The sequence below is a fragment of the Mesorhizobium sp. WSM4815 genome, assembly GCF_055811575.1.
Genome location: NZ_JBVVQS010000101.1, coordinates 81,678 through 96,728 on the forward strand (window position 1 = coordinate 81,678; position 15,051 = coordinate 96,728).

The window sequence follows — 15,051 nt, forward strand, 5'->3', positions numbered from 1 at the left end:
ATCATGCGGTGGATCGACATCGCATTTGGCATTGCCGGCGAGGCCGGGTCTTTTCAGGGGTCCGGCGAGCCGTCAGTCTTGATATTTAGGGTCCGCTGCCAACCGTCTCAGCAGTATCCGTGGGAGCAGGATCCATCAGCGTCCGGGAAACATCGCCTTCAAGCCGTCGCGCGACGCCCTGGCGACGCCGCGTTCGGTGATCAATCCGGTGACCAGCCGCGCCGGCGTCACGTCGAAGGCCGGGTTTGCCGCGGGCGTCGTCTCCGGCGAGATGCGGACCTGCGCAATCTCGCCACTCGCGGTCTTGCCCCAGACCAGCGAGACCTCGTCGCTGGAACGCTGTTCGATCGGGATTTCGGCCAGCCCGTCACCCACCGTCCAGTCGATGGTTGGCGACGGCAGCGCGACATAGAACGGCACGTCGTTGTCGGCGGCGGCCAGCGCCTTCAGATAGGTGCCGATCTTGTTGCAGACATCGCCGTCGGCGGTGGTGCGGTCGGTGCCGACGATGACCATGTCGATCTGGCCGCGCTGCATCAGATGGCCGCCGGCATTGTCGACGATCAGTGTATGCGGCACACCGTGGCCGGTCATCTCCCATGCGGTCAACTGGGCGCCCTGGTTGCGCGGGCGGGTTTCATCGACATAGACATGAACGGGAATGCCGGCTTCCGTTGCCAGATAGATCGGCGCCGTGGCGGTGCCGTAGTCGACGGTGGCCAGCCAGCCGGCATTGCAATGGGTCAGGATGTTGACCGGCTCTCCCGGTTGCTTGCGTGCTGCGATTTCCCTGATGATTTCAAGCCCGTTGACGCCGATGGCGCGGTTGAGGCCGACATCCTCGTCGGCGATTTCGCCGGCGCGCCGGTAAGCCGCCTCGGCGCGCTGTCCTGATGGAAGCGGCCGCAGCAAATTGCGCATCTCATCGAGCGCCCAGCGCAGATTGATCGCGGTCGGGCGGGTTTCGTGCAAGACCTCCCAGACGCCGTCGAGTGCCGCATCCGAAGGGTCGTCGGCCATCTGCATGGCGACGCCATAGGCGGCGGTGACGCCGATCAGCGGCGCGCCGCGCACCCACATGTCGCGGATCGCCGTGGCGATGCCGGCAACGGTGTCGACTTTTTCGACGCGGAAATCATGCGGCAGCCAGCGCTGGTCGATGATCTCCACCGAACGCCCGTCGTCGCTCAGCCAGATGGTGCGGTAGTGGCGGTCGCCGACGTTCAAATCCTGTTCTCCCGTTCGATCAGTGCGGCCAATTTGTTGACCTCGTCGATGCTGTGGATCTGGCGCCGGTTGACGGCGATGTGACGGCCGAATTTCAGCGCCTTTGCCTCACATGTGGCGCGCAGATCGGCGTCGGCAATGGTCTCGAAATCGGCGTTGTGCGCGAGGCCCAGAATGCGCCTGTGCACCTCGACGCCGGCAAAGCCCAGCATGTCGGTCCACACCTGGTGCAGCATGTGGTCGAGCGCCTGTTCGGCGCCAAGCCTGTCGCCCTGATCCTCGAACAGGCTCTTCTGGTAGAGCATGCCGGTGCGCTCGGTTCGCCACAGATGCGAGAACTCGCTGCGGAACACCGACCATGTCTCGACCGTGACGTCGAGCAGATAGGCGCGCATGGTGTCGCGCTTCCCGTTCTGCTCGTGGCCACGCTGCGAGAAGAACGCCATCCAGAAATTGGCGAGCAGCATGCCGACGTCGAAGGCGATCGGGCCGTAGAAGGCGAATTCGGGATCGATCATCCGCGTTTCTGTCTCGGTGACCATGATCGAGCCGGAATGCAGGTCGCCGTGCAGCAGCGTCTCTGCATTGGCCGCAAAAATGTGCTTCAGCCGCTGCGCCTCGACCTTGAGGTCGCGGTCGGCGCGCAATTCTGCAACGATGCTGTCGAGCTGCGGGCTCGTATGCCGGTTCATCTTGGCATCGAAATACGGGTCCGAGAACACCAGGTTCTCGGTGATGTCGCAAAGCTCGACATTGTCCGCGAACAGCGCCAGATCGGCCTTGCGATCCCTGGTCGCCATATGCAGGTCGGAGCCGCGAAACAGGGTGCGGGCCATGAACAGGCCGATGTCCCTGGCGATGTTGGGCAGTTGCCGGCCCTCGATCAGCGCGCGCCGCAGGATGATGTGCGGCGACAGGTACTCCATGATGATCAGCGCCTGGCCTTCGTCGAAGTGATGGATCGCCGGCACCGAACCGGGCGCTCTTGCTTGCTGCCGTGTCAGTGCGTGATATTCGAAGAAGGAACGTTTTAGCGGCAGCGGCCAGCTGTCGCCGACCAGGCGGACATAGGGCAGGGCCTGCTTGACGACGGCCGCACCCTGCGCACCCTCGACGATGAACACCAGGTTCAGATTGCCGTCGCCGACCTCGCGAACCTTCCAGCGGCTCGTGTCCTTGCCGATATGCGAGCACAGCGCCGCGTTGGCGCTGAGGCGTGCCGCCAGTGTTTCGACCGACAGTGCTTCGAACGGCAATTTCCCAGTCATCCTCACCTCCCGTTTACGTGCTCTCATCTTAGTGGAGCCATCACGGTTGGTCCAAGCTAGGAAGCCCTCTGGCAATTGTCAATCGTGTTGACAATTGCCGGAACAGCCCATAGCGTCGTCGCCAGGGAGGAACGAATGGGCAATGATGCCGTGTTCCGCGTCGACGGCCTGAGGAAATCCTTCGGCCCTATCGAGGTGCTTGGCGGCGTCTCGCTCGATTTGCATGCCGGTGAAGTGACCGTGCTGATGGGCGCCAACGGCGCCGGCAAATCCACCCTGGTCAAGATCATCAGCGGCGTTTACGAGCGCGGCGGCGGCACGATGAGCCTTGCCGGCCAAAACTTCGCGCCGCACGACTTCGCGCCGAAAACGCCGGCGGAGGCGATCCGCGCCGGCGTCGTCACCGTTCATCAGAACATCAATGACGGTCTCGTCGCCGATCTCGACGTCGCCACCAATTTGACGCTCGACAGGCTGAGCGGCAGCGGCGCGCCGACCCTGTTCAATCCGGGCCAGGTGCGCCGCGAGGCAAAGGCGGTCGCCGACCGCATGGGGCTGATGATCGACCTGAAAGCCCGGATCAGCGATCTCTCGCTGGCCGACCGCCAGATGGTGGCGATTGCGCGCGCCATGGCCCATCAGCCAAAAGTGCTGATCCTCGACGAGCCGACCTCGTCTTTGTCCAGCGCCGAGGCCGACCGGCTTTTCGCGCTGCTCGACAGGCTGCGCGAGCAGGGCGTCGCCATCCTCTACATCTCGCATCGCATGTCCGACATCAGGCGGCTTGCCGACCGGATCGTCTCGATGCGCGACGGCGTCGTCTCAGGCGTTTTCGACGGCAAGCCGCTCGATTATGAAGGCGCGGTCAACGCCATGCTCGGCCGCAAGATCCAGCTCGACCGGATCGTCGCCAAGAATTCGGCCAGGCCTGTCCTGACGATCGACGGGTTGCGCATTGCCGAAGGTTCCAGGCCGATCTCTTTGACGCTCGGCGACGGCGAAGTCGTTGCCATCACCGGCCTCGTCGGCGTCGGCAAGACAGCGCTCGCCGAGACGCTGTTTGGCGTCCGCAAGCCGCTGTCCGGCACTATGGTGCTGAACGGCAAAGCCTATGCACCGGGGTCGACAGGCGAGGCGATCACCGCCGGCGTGTTTCTCGTCGCCAAGGACCGGAGCGAAAACGGGATCGTCGGCGACTTCAACATCCAGAAAAATATCAGCCTGCCGTTCCACAGGCGGATGTCGCGTCTGGGCGTTCTCAAGCGCCGCGTCGAGCGCGCCATCGCCCGCCGGCAGATCGGGGAGTTGGGCATCGTCTGCCGCTCGGAGAAGGACGAAATGTCCGCCCTTTCCGGCGGCAACCAGCAGAAGGTGATGGTCGCCCGCTGGATGTCGCAGGCGGCAAGACTGTTCATACTGGACGAGCCGTTTCAGGGCGTCGACATTTCAGCCAGGCGCGACATCGCCGCCAAGCTGCGGGCGAGCGCGAACGGCCGTGCGACGCTGCTGTTCGTCACCGAGCTCGACGAGGCGCTGGAGACCGCCGACCGCATCCTGGTGATGTCGGAGCAGACAATCGTCGGTGAGCATCGCAACGCCGACATCGACCTCGAGCGCCTGCTGGCCGAAGTGGCGGGCGGGCCGCTGCACAGCGCAGCGTGAGGCGGGCAGATAATGGGACGTGGAATGGAGAGGGCATGAGTTCGGGTTGGGTAAGGATGGCAGCCGCGCGCGGCCATGCCATCCGCTATGGCTTCATCGTTCTGCTGTTCGGGTTGATCGCCTATTTCGCCATCGCCGCCGATGGCTTCGTCTCGCCGCAGAGCGCCGTCTTCATCTTCCAGTCCGTCGCCATCACCGGCGTGCTGGCGCTCGGCGTCACCGCCACCCTGGTCGTCGGCGGCTTCGACCTGTCGATCGGCTCCGTCGCCACCAGCGCCATGATGGCGGCCGCCTATGTCATGGTGGTACTGGAGCAGAACGCTGTCGTCGCGGTTGTCGCCTGTCTCGCGATCGGCGTCATCGTCGGCCTCATCAATGGCTGGCTGATCGTCTATATGCGTGTACCGGACCTTCTGGCGACGCTCGGCATGATGTTCCTGCTCGTCGGTTTGCAGCGAATCCCGACCGAGGGCCGCTCGATCGCCACCGGCATGACGATGCCTGACGGCTCGGTCGCCAACGGCACGTTCGGCGCCGGCTTCCTGGCGCTCGGCCGCCACCGCTTCGATTTCTTCATCCCCAACCTCATCCCGGTTTCGGTCGTCGTGCTGCTCGTGCTTGCGGTGCTGATCTGGTTCTTTCTCGAATACACCCGTTTCGGCCGCATGATGTATGCGGTCGGCAGCAACCAACGGGCTGCCGAACTCGCCGGCGCGCCTGTCAAGGCATACAAAATCTGGGCATACGTTATTTCAGGGGTTTTTGCCTCGATCGGCGGCATTTTGCTCGCTGCCCGGCTTGGACGCGGCGACATCGCCTCGGGTAATAATCTCCTGCTGGACGCAGTGGCTGCGGCACTCATCGGCTACGCGGTTCTTGGCGCCGCCAAGCCGAACGCCTTCGGCACGGCTGTCGGCGCGGTGTTTGTCGGCGTGCTGCTGCAGGGCCTGACGATGATGAACGCGCCCTATTACACGCAGGATTTCATCAAGGGCGTGGTTCTCGTGGTTGCCCTGGTCTTCACCTTCGCCCTTTCCGACAGGGGCAACAGGTAGGATTTCGACGGACAGGATTTTCGACCGGCTGAAATTTGAATTCAACAAGTGGAGGAGACACCATGAAGATCACAAGAAGAGTTTTGGGGAAGGCAGCAATCGGGCTTGCCGGTGCTGCGCTGCTGATGCAGGTCCCGGCGATGGCGCAGGACAGGCCGGCGCCGTTCGACAAGCCCGGCGCCGTCAAGATCGCGCTGGTCCGCTATCTCTCGACCGGCGACTTCTTCCAGGCCTATCTGTCCGGTGTAGAAGCGCAGGCCAAGGCGCTTGGCGTCGATCTGCGCGTCCTCGACAGCCGTCAGGATGCCGCCCTTCAGGCGGACATGGTCGACCAGGCCATCGCGCTCGGCGTTCAGGGCATCATCATCCAGCACGGCTTGACGGAATCGATGAAGGAAGCCGCCCAGCGCGCGGTCGACGCCGGCATCAAGGTCGTCGCCTTCGACGTCAACCTCGAGAACCCCAAAATACCGCAGATCGAGCAGTCCGACCGCGACCTTGCACGCCTCGCTCTCGAGCAGGCAATCAAGGACAATGGCGAGGGCTGGAAGGCCGGCTACGTCTATGTCGCCGGCATCGCGCCGCTCGACCGCCGCAACGAGACCTGGGTCGAGTTCAAGAAGAAATATCCCGGCATCAAAGAGGCGGCGATGTTCGGCACGCTCGACAACCCGATCGCCAATTCCGTCGCCAACCAGGCCCGTTCGGTGCTGTCGGCCAACCCCGACATCAAGGTGATGTTCGCGCCCTTTGACGAATTCGCCAAGGGGGTGAAGATCGCCGTCGACGAGGCCGGCCTGTCACAGGACATCAAGATCTATTCGGCCGACATCTCGACCTCCGACATCGCCGCGATGCGCGAGCCCGACAGCGCCTGGGCGGCGACGGCTGCCACCAACCCGGCCGTCGTCGGCCAGGTTTCGGTGCGCGCGCTGGCGCAGCTTTTGGCCGGCGAAGACCCGGGTCAAAACGTCATCGTGCCGCCGACGCTGATCAGCCAGAAGGACCTGATCGACAAGGACATCAAGAACATGGAAGACCTCTCGGCCAAGCTGCCGCAGTTCGCCCATGCCGATGTCGCGATGCCGGCCTGGATGCCGAACCCGAACGCGAAATAGGCTTTATCACAGGTAAGTGGAAGAGCGGCTCGCGAGCGGGTGGAATCACTTGGCGTCGCAGAAATGGGGCTAAAACAGTAGTTAGAGCGGGATGCCCAGTTCAATCTGAACGCATCCCGCTAGCTATCAATGCCTGCTGCGTCAGCCTCTCTGGTTTACAGCCAGTGTTCCGGATTGCGCATCCCGTGTACGATCGCCACGGGTCCTCCAACTGTGCAGCGGCTTTGCGAGCCGGCCGGCCTGCAGGCACCATCTCTGACGCTGGTGATTAGCCACAGGCCACCATGCCTTCGTCATCCCAGGGCGGAGCAGGAGCGAAGCGACGTCGCGGAGACCCTAGGATGACGAAGGGAGAGGTATTTCGCCCCAATATCGAGGGTTTGCGATTGTCACTAACCTAAAGCAAAGATTGACTGTCGCTGCCAATCGACTTTCAACCAGTCAAAATCACTGTATCGCAGGAGGCCCAACAGCTCGCGCAGCTTGCCAAGATCTTTGCCACGCTTCTCGGCACGGTTCACGTCACGGCGGAATTGTCCGGATCGAACAGGCGCCAGCACATCAGATTTCCAAGTCCTTGAACAACGCGTCGGCCGAGGCGAAACGCTTGCCCTTGCCCTGCTCCAATTCGGACATGGCCTTTCGAGTGGTTGCGTTCGGCACCTTCACCGGAAAGGGGAACTCCTTGTCGGCGGCGACGCGGACCAGCAGCAGGCGAATGGCGTCGGAAACGGACAATCCCATTGCCGCCAAGGCTTCCGTCGCCTGTGCCTTTGTCGCCGCATCGATCCGAGCGCGGACCACAGTTTCCGTTGCCATATCACTGCTCCTTGAAGAGAGCTACAATGTAGCTACGAAAGGCCGAATTCGCAAGCCGTCCGGTCCAGTTCGTACCGTTCGAAAATGTGCGGCGTTTGAGCGACATGCATTACCGCAGCGCTGCCGCGATATTGCCGCCATCCACCGTCGTCACATTGGCGGTGGTGCGCTCTGCCAGCGCCTGATGCAGGAAGGCCTGGGCGACGTCTTCGGCCGTCACTTCCTGCCCGAGCAGATTGCCCGCCATATATTCCTTTTCCGAGACCCCGCGGGCGCTCGAACGGCTGGCGATCATCGCGTCGGTCAACAGCCCGGAACGGATGCGGTCGGCGTTCACCGCATTGGAGCGGATGCCGTGGGCGCCGTAGTCGACAGCATATTGCCTGGACAGGAAAAGCGTCGCCGCCTTTGGCATGCCATAGGCGCCGAACTTCGGACCCGGATTGATCGCCTGCTTGGAGGTGTTGAACAAAAGCACGCCGCCGGTGCCCTGCTCGAGCATGATGCGCACTGCGTTCTGCGCCGCCGACTGGTGGGCGAAGAAATTGAGCTCGAAGCTCTTGCGCAAAGTGGCGTCGTCGAGTTCGCCGATCCTGCCTTCCCAGGCCGCACCGGCATTCGAGACGAGGATGTCGAGGCCGCCGTAGACGGCAACGGCCTTGTCGAAGGCAGCGCGCATCTGCGCCGGGTCGGTGATGTCGGCGCCGACGCCGATCGAACCGTTGCCGGCCTTTTTTGCCGCCTCCGCCGCCCTCGCGGCGTCGAGATCGACGACGACCGCATGGGCGCCATTGTCGGCGAACAGCTTTGCCGTGGCGGCACCGATCGCGCCGGCGCCGCCGGTGACCAGCACAATCTGGCCGGTCAGCGGCTTCGGCTTGTTGGAGGCGAGCTTGGCCTGTTCCAGCGACCAGTATTCGAGCGGGAACAGGTCGGCCTTGGACAGTGGATGGAAATCGCCGATTGCTTCGGCGCCGCGCACCGCCTCGATCCACATCTCACCGACGTCGGAGGCAATCTTCGCGTCCTTCAGCGTGCGGCCATGGCCGAACATGCCGAGCCCCGGCACCAGCGTCAGGCGCGGCATCTGGTCGAGCATAGTGCGCTTCACATCGTCGAGCGCGTCGTTGGTCTCGAAGTAGGCGCGATAGTCCCTGGCGAAGTTTTCGACATGCTGGCGAATGACGGATTTGTAGTCGCCGATCTTGTCCGCGTCCGGCGCCGGCAACGCCATCGGTCCGGTTTTGATGCGAATCGACAGGTCGGGCGTCGACACACCGCGCCCGGCATAGTCGGCAATGTCAGCCGAGTTGATGAAATCGACGATCGCGTCCGAGGTGCGGAAATCGCTGATCATGCGGTCGAAGCGGCTTTCGCCCCGCGCCACCGCCACCGCGCCGCGCAGCATCGGCGCAATCTCCGCAGGCTTCGCCAGCCTGGCCGGCAAGGCGGTTTTTTCGCTACGCGGCTTGCCGTGGCTGGCGATGAAATCCTCGGCGATATCAACATAATGGATCATCCGGTCGTAAGCCTGCCTGGCATCGTCGCCGAAGGTGAAAATGCCATGCTTGTCGAGGATCAGGCCTTCGACCGTCGGGTCGGCGTCGAAGACATCGGCAGCCGCCTTCGCCAGGTCGAATCCCGGCATGATGTAGGGCACGAACCCCATCTTGTTGCCAAAAACCTTCTTGCTCAGCGCCTCGCTGTCGTCCTGGTCGACAATGGCCAGGATGGCGGTCGAGTGCGTATGGTCGACGAATTTATGCGGCAGGAAGGCGTGCAGCAGTGTCTCGACTGAAGGGTTGGGCGAAGACGGATCGATCAGGTTCACCCGCTGCAGCGCCACCATGTCTTCGTCGGAGAGTTTTTTGAGCGACCGCGCCTTGAGCAGCGCGCCGAGCTTGACCGCCGGCAGGCCCTGCGGCTCGATGATGCCCATGTCCCAGCCGCTGCCCTTGACGCAGAGCACGTCCCATTCGTCGCCGACGAGATCGATGGCCTTTGTCTTGCACGATGTGTTGCCGCCGCCATGCAGGACAAGCCGCGGTTCGCCGCCCAGAAGCCTGGTCGTGTAGACGCGCAGCGCCAGGTCGCGTGCCACGCCCTTCATCGCATAGTCGGCAACCAGCTTCTCCGCGTCGCCATCATTCCACAGGTTCTTCATGTTCGCTTCGTCCGGTTGTTTTGTTGTGAAACAGGAATGCCGCGACGCCTTGATGACAAAGCGTCCGCGGCTTGTGTTCTCTAGGCGACCTTTTCTGCTGCCGGTCCGACATCGTCGAGCAGCCGTCGCGCCATCCGGGCGCCGACCACCAGATGCGTGCATAGCCCACCCGCGATCGCCGCCACCAGCGGTCCGAACTTGCTGTCCTCCTGCACCACCACGAGGCGCTTTTCAATCTTGCGCAGCGATGACAGCTCCGCCGAAATGATCCGCCTGTTGTAGCTGCAGTCGAGCGCCTTGCCTTGCGCGTCGATGATCTGACCGGCGATGACGCCGGCAGCCCCGGCACGACGCAGCACCTCCATTTCGCTGGCAGTCAGCGCGCCGCATTTGACGACATGGCTGTCGGCGTCGACAGTGCCGACCGAGTAAAGCGCCAGATTGCAGGCACTGATGCCCGACAACTGCTCGCGGATCACTGGTTCGGCGCGCAGGCCGCGCGCCAGTTCCTCTGTCGTCAGCACCAGCGGCGCATAGAAATTGAGTCCCTTGGCATTGAGCCGGCGGGCGATTTCCATGGTGCATTGGTCGGGGCGGTAGGAATAGGGGGCTCCCAGATTGCCGCAGAGCTGCACCACCGTGACATCCTGCAGATCGGCATAGGACATGATGTCGGCGATCGTATAGATGGTCCTTCCCCAGGCGACGCCGATGCGATCGCCCTTCTTGATCAGTTCGAGAAAGACGCTTGCCGCCAGCACCGCGATGTCGGTCGACGGATCGGCGACATGGCCGTTTTCCGGCGCTATCCAGACGGCATCGAGCTTCAATGCGTCTTCGAGCTTGCGCGCCATGACGTCGTCGGTGAAAAGCTGGGTCGAGGTCGAGATGTTGACGATGCCGGTCTCGCGCGCCTTGCGCAGATACATGGCGACCGAGGCTCGGGAAATCTTGAGCTGGCTGGCGACCTGGTCCTGGCGCAAGCCGTGGGCATAGTAGAGCCAGGCGGCCTTATGGATAAGCTGTTCTGCCGGTCGGATCGCCATGCCATCTCCTCGCTGACATTATTCACGGCTGTCGACAAAAGTCAAATTGTGGAATCTTGGTGAACTGCGGGCATTGTCGATGCCAGGGATTGCGCCATTTTTGTTATCGAGATAAAAACTGAACAGGAGGCCTGACAATGAACGTATCATTGGGTGAGCGCTGGGAAACTTTCGTGTCCAACATTGTCAAGCGGGGCCGCTACGGTTCTGCCAGCGAAGTCGTGCGCGAAGGCTTGCGCCTGGTCGAAGAACGCGAGGAAAAGCTAAAGGCGCTACGCGCCATGCTGGATAAGTCGTTTGCTGACGACGGCGAAGCGACCGAGCAGGACATTGACGCGGCTGTGGAAGCCAAGGCTGAGCAACTCGCAAAGGAAGGCTTCTAGGAGTGCCACGGCTGCGTATGTTGCCGTCGGTACAGACAGATTTGGTCAATATCTTTGAATACGTCGCTCGCGAAAGCGGCAGCCTGGAGCTTGGCCGCCGTTTTGTGGATGCTCTGCGCCAGAAATGCCGTGATCTGGCGAGCTTGCAGGCGACAATCGGTCGTCTTCGCCCCGATCTCCGGCCGGACATCCGGAGTTTCGCCTTCCGGGGACACGTCATTTTCTTCCGCTATAATGGAGATTGCTTTGAGGTGGCGAACATCATCGAAGGGCATCGCGACATCAATGCGCTATGGTCAGAAGGCGAAGGCGGGCAGGGGCACCAGGAGTAGCTGAGGCGGCCTCGCTCGCCAGCGTCCCGAAGCGTTCGATAAACATGGGGAGGACGGGATGGGCAATCCCTACGAACAGGATCTCGGCAGGAATCCAGCCAACCACCAGCCGCTGACGCCGCTCAGCTATCTGGAGCGGGCGGCAAGGACCTTTCCCGCCCATGTCGCCATCATCCATGGTCGCCAGCGCACGACCTATCGCGATTTCTGGCGGCGGTCGCTGAAGCTTGCTTCGGCGCTCTCCAGGCGCGGCATCGGCAAGGGCGACACCGTCACCGTCATGCTGTCCAACACCCCGCCGATGCTGGAAGCGCATTTCGGCGTGCCGATGACCAAGGCGGTGCTGCATTCGCTCAACACCCGTCTCGATGCCGCCGTCATCGCCTTCCAGCTCGACCATGCCGAAACCAAGGTGCTGGTCGTCGATCGCGAGTTTGCAAATGTCGTCAGCGAGGCGCTGGCGCTGGCCAGGGTAAAACCGCTGGTCATCGACTATGACGATCCCGAATACGCCACTGACGCCCCCTATCCCAAGGGCGAGCGGATCGGCTCGCTCGACTACGAGACCTTCGTCGCGGGCGGCGACGAGAATTTCGCCTGGTTGATGCCGGACGACGAATGGGATGCGATCTCGCTCAACTACACCTCCGGGACGACGGGCAATCCGAAGGGCGTCGTCTATCACCATCGCGGTGCGGCACTGATGGCCTACGCCAACACCATCCATGCCGGCATGGGCAAGCATGCGGTCTATCTGTGGACGCTGCCGATGTTCCACTGCAATGGCTGGTGCTTTCCGTGGACGCTGGCCGTGCAGGCCGGTACCCATGTCTGCCTGCGATGGGTGCGGCCGAAGCCGATCTACGACGCCATCGCCGACCACGGCGTCACCCATCTGTGCGGCGCGCCGGTGGTGATGTCGGTGCTGATCAACGCCAGCGACGAGGACAAGCGGCAATTTCCGCAGACGGTCACCTTCAACACCGCCGCGGCACCGCCGCCGGAAGCGGTGCTGTCGGGCATGGCCGATGCGGGTTTTGCCGTCACCCACCTGTATGGCCTGACCGAGACTTATGGCCCGGCTGTCGTCAACGAATGGCATGGCGAGTGGGATGGGCTGGAGAAGGGACAGAAGGCGGCGAGGAAGGCCAGGCAAGGCGTGCGCTATGCCGCGCTCGAGGATCTGACGGTGATGGACCCCGAGACGATGGAGGCGACGCCGGCCGACGGCGAGACGATCGGCGAGGTCATGTTCCGCGGCAACATCGTCATGAAGGGCTATCTGAAGAACCGCAAGGCGAGCGACGAGGCCTTCGCCGGCGGCTGGTTCCACTCGGGCGACCTCGGCGTCATGCATCCCGACGGCTACATCCAGCTCAAGGACCGCTCCAAGGACATCATCATTTCCGGCGGCGAGAACATCTCCTCGATCGAAGTCGAGGAGGCGCTCTACAAGCACAGCGCCGTCGCCTCCTGCGGCGTCGTCGCCAGGCCCGACGACAAATGGGGCGAGGTGCCGGTCGCCTATGTCGAGCTGAAGCCGGGCATGACGGCGACCGAGGCCGAGATCATCGACCACTGCCGCGCGCTGCTCGCCCGCTTCAAACTGCCGAAAGCGGTGATCTTCGCCGAAATCCCGAAGACCTCAACCGGCAAGATCCAGAAGTTCAGGCTGAGGGAGATGGCGAAGGGGTAGGTGGATCAGGACCGTCGGCGTCACGACGGTGCAGAGCGTTTGATGGCAGCGGGACAGCGCCCCCCTCTGTCCTGCCGGACATCTCCCCCACTTGGGGGGAGATTGGCTGTCATCGCCGCTTTCGCCAACTTTCAACATTGCAGGACTAGCTGGGCGCTAAAACCGCCAATCTCCCCCCTCGTGGGGGAGATGTCCGGCAGGACAGAGGGGGGCGCGAAGGATCACGACAGATCAGAATTTAGCCTGAGCCGCCGCTCATGCCGGGAACCGGCAATTGGGCCCGTTCAGTATTGCGAACAATTTTTTTGCCGAAGATGCGAGAGCACGTTGAGCAGCTTGCCGGTCGGGTCGGCAATGAAGAAGCGTCTTACCCCCACGGTTCGTCGGTCAAATCATAGACCACTCTGCAACCGATCTCGTTCGCGCGCAGATAAACCGCGTCGACATTGTCGACCTCGATCGACAGATCAGCCACCGGTGCCTGAGCCGCACTCAACAACGTGCCTTGCAGCAGCTGGATCGGCTGAACGGAGCAAAAAGATCGCTCTGTGTCGGATCGAGCGCCTCGCGATCGTCCTCGCTAAAGAACCGACTCGACGAAAGAAGATCTAGCAGGAGGAGCATTCTAATGGAGAACGCGGAGCGGAGCCCCAGAGCTACACGGCGCGAATGGATCGGGCTCGCCGTTATCGCGCTGCCTTGCCTGCTCTATTCCATGGACCTGACGGTCTTGAATTTGGCCGTGCCGCGGTTGAGCACAGACTTGAGGCCTTCGAGTTCGCAACTTCTGTGGATCGTGGACATTTATGGCTTTCTGCTTGCCGGATGCCTGATCACGATGGGCACGCTGGGCGACCGCATCGGCCGCCGCAGACTGCTTTTGATCGGCGCGGTAACATTTGCAATCGCTTCGGTCTTCGCGGCGTTCTCCACAAGCGCCGAAATGTTGATCGTCTCGCGTGCGCTGCTCGGGATTGCCGCGGCCACGCTTGCGCCGTCCACCCTCTCGTTGATCCGCAACATGTTCCTCGACCCGAGGGAGCGCACGGTTGCGATCGGCGTCTGGATCGCCAGCTTCTCCGCGGGCGCTGCCATCGGCCCGCTGGTCGGGGGCATCCTGCTGAGCTATTTCTGGTGGGGTTCCGTGTTCCTCGTGGCCGTACCGGTCATGGTCGCGTTGCTGGTGTTCGGTCCAATGGTCCTGCCCGAGTATCGCGATCCCGAAGCGGGTCGGCTCGACATCTTGAGCGCCGCGCTGTCACTTGTCGCGGTGCTTTCGGTGATTTACGGCATCAAGGAAATCGCCGAACATGGATTCGGCCTGGAGGCGGCCTTCGCCATTGTCTTCGGCGCGGCTGTCGGCGCCGTTTTCGTCTTGCGTCAACCACGGCTGAAAAATCCCCTGGTCGATCTGCGGCTCTTTCGCTCGCGCGCCTTCAGCGCTTCATTGGCGGTCAACGTTCTCGGCTTCTTCGTCGCGTTCGGCTCGTTTCTCTTCATCGCGCAATATCTGCAGCTGGTGCTCGGGATGGGACCCTTTGTAGCGGGCCTTTGGACTGTGCCTTCCGCCATCGCTTTCATCGCCGGTTCGATGCTGACGCCGATCGCGGTCGGTAAGGCTCGCCCGGGCTATGTGATGGCTGCCGGCCTTGCGCTCGCGGCAGTGGGATTCCTTATTCTCACCCGCAGTGGCGGCCGAGCCGATCTCGCGGTCATCGTCACAGGCTACAGCGTCTTCTCCCTGGGCCTTGCACCGGTGTTCACTTTGGCCACCGACCTCATCGTGGGCACCGTTGAACCCGGGCAAGCCGGTGCGGCCCTCGGGCCTCGCGGAAACCAGCAGTGAGTTGGGCGGCGCGCTCGGCATCGCGATCCTTGGCAGCATCGTCACCGCCATCTATCGCGGCGGCGTGACCGGGATGGTCGCGCACGGGGTGTCCGAACAAGAAATCAGCGTTGCCAAGGACACGCTTGGAGGCGCCGTCGCAGTTGCAATCGCCTTGCCGGAGACGCTCGGTTCCGACCTACTCGGCAAAGCGCGGGAGGCGTTCACTCAGGCATTCCAGATGACTGCCGGCATCTGCGCGTTGGTGGCGCTGGCTGCGGCCATCCTTGCGGGGGTCCTGTTGCAAAAAGTACGGGGGCAGGTCTGAGGCTGGGCAGCAGCCAGCAAAAGCTGCGACACCAACCGACCCCTGAGGCCTAAGCACGACACGGAACAGAGGAGGAAACCCATGCCGATTTTCGGACTATCGCCTGGAGGTCAAGACGAGACCCTTTC

At 62.7% G+C, this 15,051-nt stretch carries 11 protein-coding genes and 2 pseudogenes; 7 read left to right on the plus strand and 6 right to left on the minus strand.

The window, feature by feature from the left end; all coding sequences use genetic code 11:
- Window positions 1–135 precede the first annotated feature (135 nt).
- Both mtnA and mtnK read right to left on the minus strand, forming a co-directional pair.
- Window positions 136–1,227, minus strand: a complete 1,092-nt coding sequence (mtnA, locus tag AC0L2B_RS25975) for an S-methyl-5-thioribose-1-phosphate isomerase (RefSeq protein WP_473747350.1) — start codon at window positions 1,225–1,227, stop codon at window positions 136–138.
- Entirely contained in the window at window positions 1,224–2,495 is a 1,272-nt protein-coding gene (gene mtnK / locus AC0L2B_RS25980; RefSeq protein WP_473747351.1) for an S-methyl-5-thioribose kinase, read from the minus strand. The genes mtnA and mtnK overlap by 4 nt, the downstream gene beginning before the upstream one ends.
- Window positions 2,496–2,630: 135 nt before the next feature.
- Here mtnK and AC0L2B_RS25985 point away from each other — a divergent pair, with 135 nt between their 5' ends.
- The 3 genes from AC0L2B_RS25985 to AC0L2B_RS25995 all read left to right on the plus strand — a co-directional run bounded on the left by AC0L2B_RS25985 (window position 2,631) and on the right by AC0L2B_RS25995 (window position 6,330).
- Window positions 2,631–4,157: a sugar ABC transporter ATP-binding protein gene (locus AC0L2B_RS25985; protein ID WP_473747352.1), complete on the plus strand. Its 1,527-nt coding sequence runs from the start codon at window positions 2,631–2,633 to the stop codon at window positions 4,155–4,157.
- A 35-nt stretch (window positions 4,158–4,192) separates the two neighbouring features.
- Entirely contained in the window at window positions 4,193–5,212 is a 1,020-nt protein-coding gene (locus tag AC0L2B_RS25990; protein ID WP_473508872.1) for an ABC transporter permease, read from the plus strand.
- Between the two features lie 62 nt (window positions 5,213–5,274).
- A complete protein-coding gene (locus tag AC0L2B_RS25995) occupies window positions 5,275–6,330 on the plus strand; it encodes a substrate-binding domain-containing protein (RefSeq protein ID WP_473584455.1) in 1,056 nt (351 codons plus the stop codon).
- A gap of 561 nt (window positions 6,331–6,891) precedes the next feature.
- Here AC0L2B_RS25995 and AC0L2B_RS26000 read toward each other — a convergent pair.
- From AC0L2B_RS26000 to AC0L2B_RS26010, 3 genes are all read right to left on the minus strand, one after another.
- On the minus strand, window positions 6,892–7,149 hold the full coding sequence (locus AC0L2B_RS26000; protein ID WP_473747353.1) for a type II toxin-antitoxin system RelB/DinJ family antitoxin: 258 nt from the start codon (window positions 7,147–7,149) through the stop codon (window positions 6,892–6,894).
- Between the two features lie 109 nt (window positions 7,150–7,258).
- Window positions 7,259–9,313, minus strand: a complete 2,055-nt coding sequence (locus tag AC0L2B_RS26005) for a bifunctional aldolase/short-chain dehydrogenase (RefSeq protein WP_473747354.1) — start codon at window positions 9,311–9,313, stop codon at window positions 7,259–7,261.
- Window positions 9,314–9,393: 80 nt separating this feature from the next.
- Window positions 9,394–10,359, minus strand: a complete 966-nt coding sequence (locus tag AC0L2B_RS26010; RefSeq protein WP_287217975.1) for a sugar-binding transcriptional regulator — start codon at window positions 10,357–10,359, stop codon at window positions 9,394–9,396.
- Between the two features lie 137 nt (window positions 10,360–10,496).
- Between AC0L2B_RS26010 and AC0L2B_RS26015 the strand changes: the two genes are divergently transcribed.
- Genes AC0L2B_RS26015 through AC0L2B_RS26025 form a run of 3 tightly spaced genes read left to right on the plus strand, consistent with a single transcriptional unit; the run spans window position 10,497 to window position 12,770 of the window.
- Window positions 10,497–10,742, plus strand: a complete 246-nt coding sequence (locus AC0L2B_RS26015) for a type II toxin-antitoxin system ParD family antitoxin (protein ID WP_077381476.1) — start codon at window positions 10,497–10,499, stop codon at window positions 10,740–10,742.
- A gap of 2 nt (window positions 10,743–10,744) precedes the next feature.
- Window positions 10,745–11,074, plus strand: coding sequence for a type II toxin-antitoxin system RelE/ParE family toxin (locus AC0L2B_RS26020; protein WP_473747355.1), 330 nt, complete (start codon window positions 10,745–10,747; stop codon window positions 11,072–11,074).
- A gap of 58 nt (window positions 11,075–11,132) precedes the next feature.
- Window positions 11,133–12,770 carry an acyl-CoA synthetase gene (locus tag AC0L2B_RS26025; RefSeq protein ID WP_473747356.1) on the plus strand — a complete coding sequence of 546 codons (1,638 nt, stop codon included), beginning with the start codon at window positions 11,133–11,135 and terminating at the stop codon, window positions 12,768–12,770.
- A gap of 284 nt (window positions 12,771–13,054) precedes the next feature.
- Here AC0L2B_RS26025 and AC0L2B_RS26030 read toward each other — a convergent pair.
- A pseudogene (locus AC0L2B_RS26030) lies at window positions 13,055–13,248 on the minus strand (VOC family protein); the annotation flags it as partial.
- Window positions 13,249–13,398: 150 nt separating this feature from the next.
- Here AC0L2B_RS26030 and AC0L2B_RS26035 point away from each other — a divergent pair.
- Window positions 13,399–14,923, plus strand: a pseudogene (locus AC0L2B_RS26035) (MFS transporter).
- The last annotated feature ends 128 nt before the right edge of the window (window positions 14,924–15,051 follow it).

Excerpts from the sequence above, each read along its gene's own strand:
- mtnK (WP_473747351.1), bottom strand. The coding sequence starts at position 2,495 with ATGACTGGGAAATTGCCGTTCGAAGCACTGTCGGTCGAAACACTGGCG.
- AC0L2B_RS25985 (WP_473747352.1), top strand. The coding sequence starts at position 2,631 with ATGGGCAATGATGCCGTGTTCCGCGTCGACGGCCTGAGGAAATCCTTC.
- AC0L2B_RS25990 (WP_473508872.1), top strand. The coding sequence starts at position 4,193 with ATGAGTTCGGGTTGGGTAAGGATGGCAGCCGCGCGCGGCCATGCCATC.
- AC0L2B_RS25995 (WP_473584455.1), top strand. The coding sequence starts at position 5,275 with ATGAAGATCACAAGAAGAGTTTTGGGGAAGGCAGCAATCGGGCTTGCC.
- AC0L2B_RS26000 (WP_473747353.1), bottom strand. The coding sequence starts at position 7,149 with ATGGCAACGGAAACTGTGGTCCGCGCTCGGATCGATGCGGCGACAAAG.
- AC0L2B_RS26005 (WP_473747354.1), bottom strand. The coding sequence starts at position 9,313 with ATGAAGAACCTGTGGAATGATGGCGACGCGGAGAAGCTGGTTGCCGAC.
- AC0L2B_RS26010 (WP_287217975.1), bottom strand. The coding sequence starts at position 10,359 with ATGGCGATCCGACCGGCAGAACAGCTTATCCATAAGGCCGCCTGGCTC.
- AC0L2B_RS26015 (WP_077381476.1), top strand. The coding sequence starts at position 10,497 with ATGAACGTATCATTGGGTGAGCGCTGGGAAACTTTCGTGTCCAACATT.
- AC0L2B_RS26025 (WP_473747356.1), top strand. The coding sequence starts at position 11,133 with ATGGGCAATCCCTACGAACAGGATCTCGGCAGGAATCCAGCCAACCAC.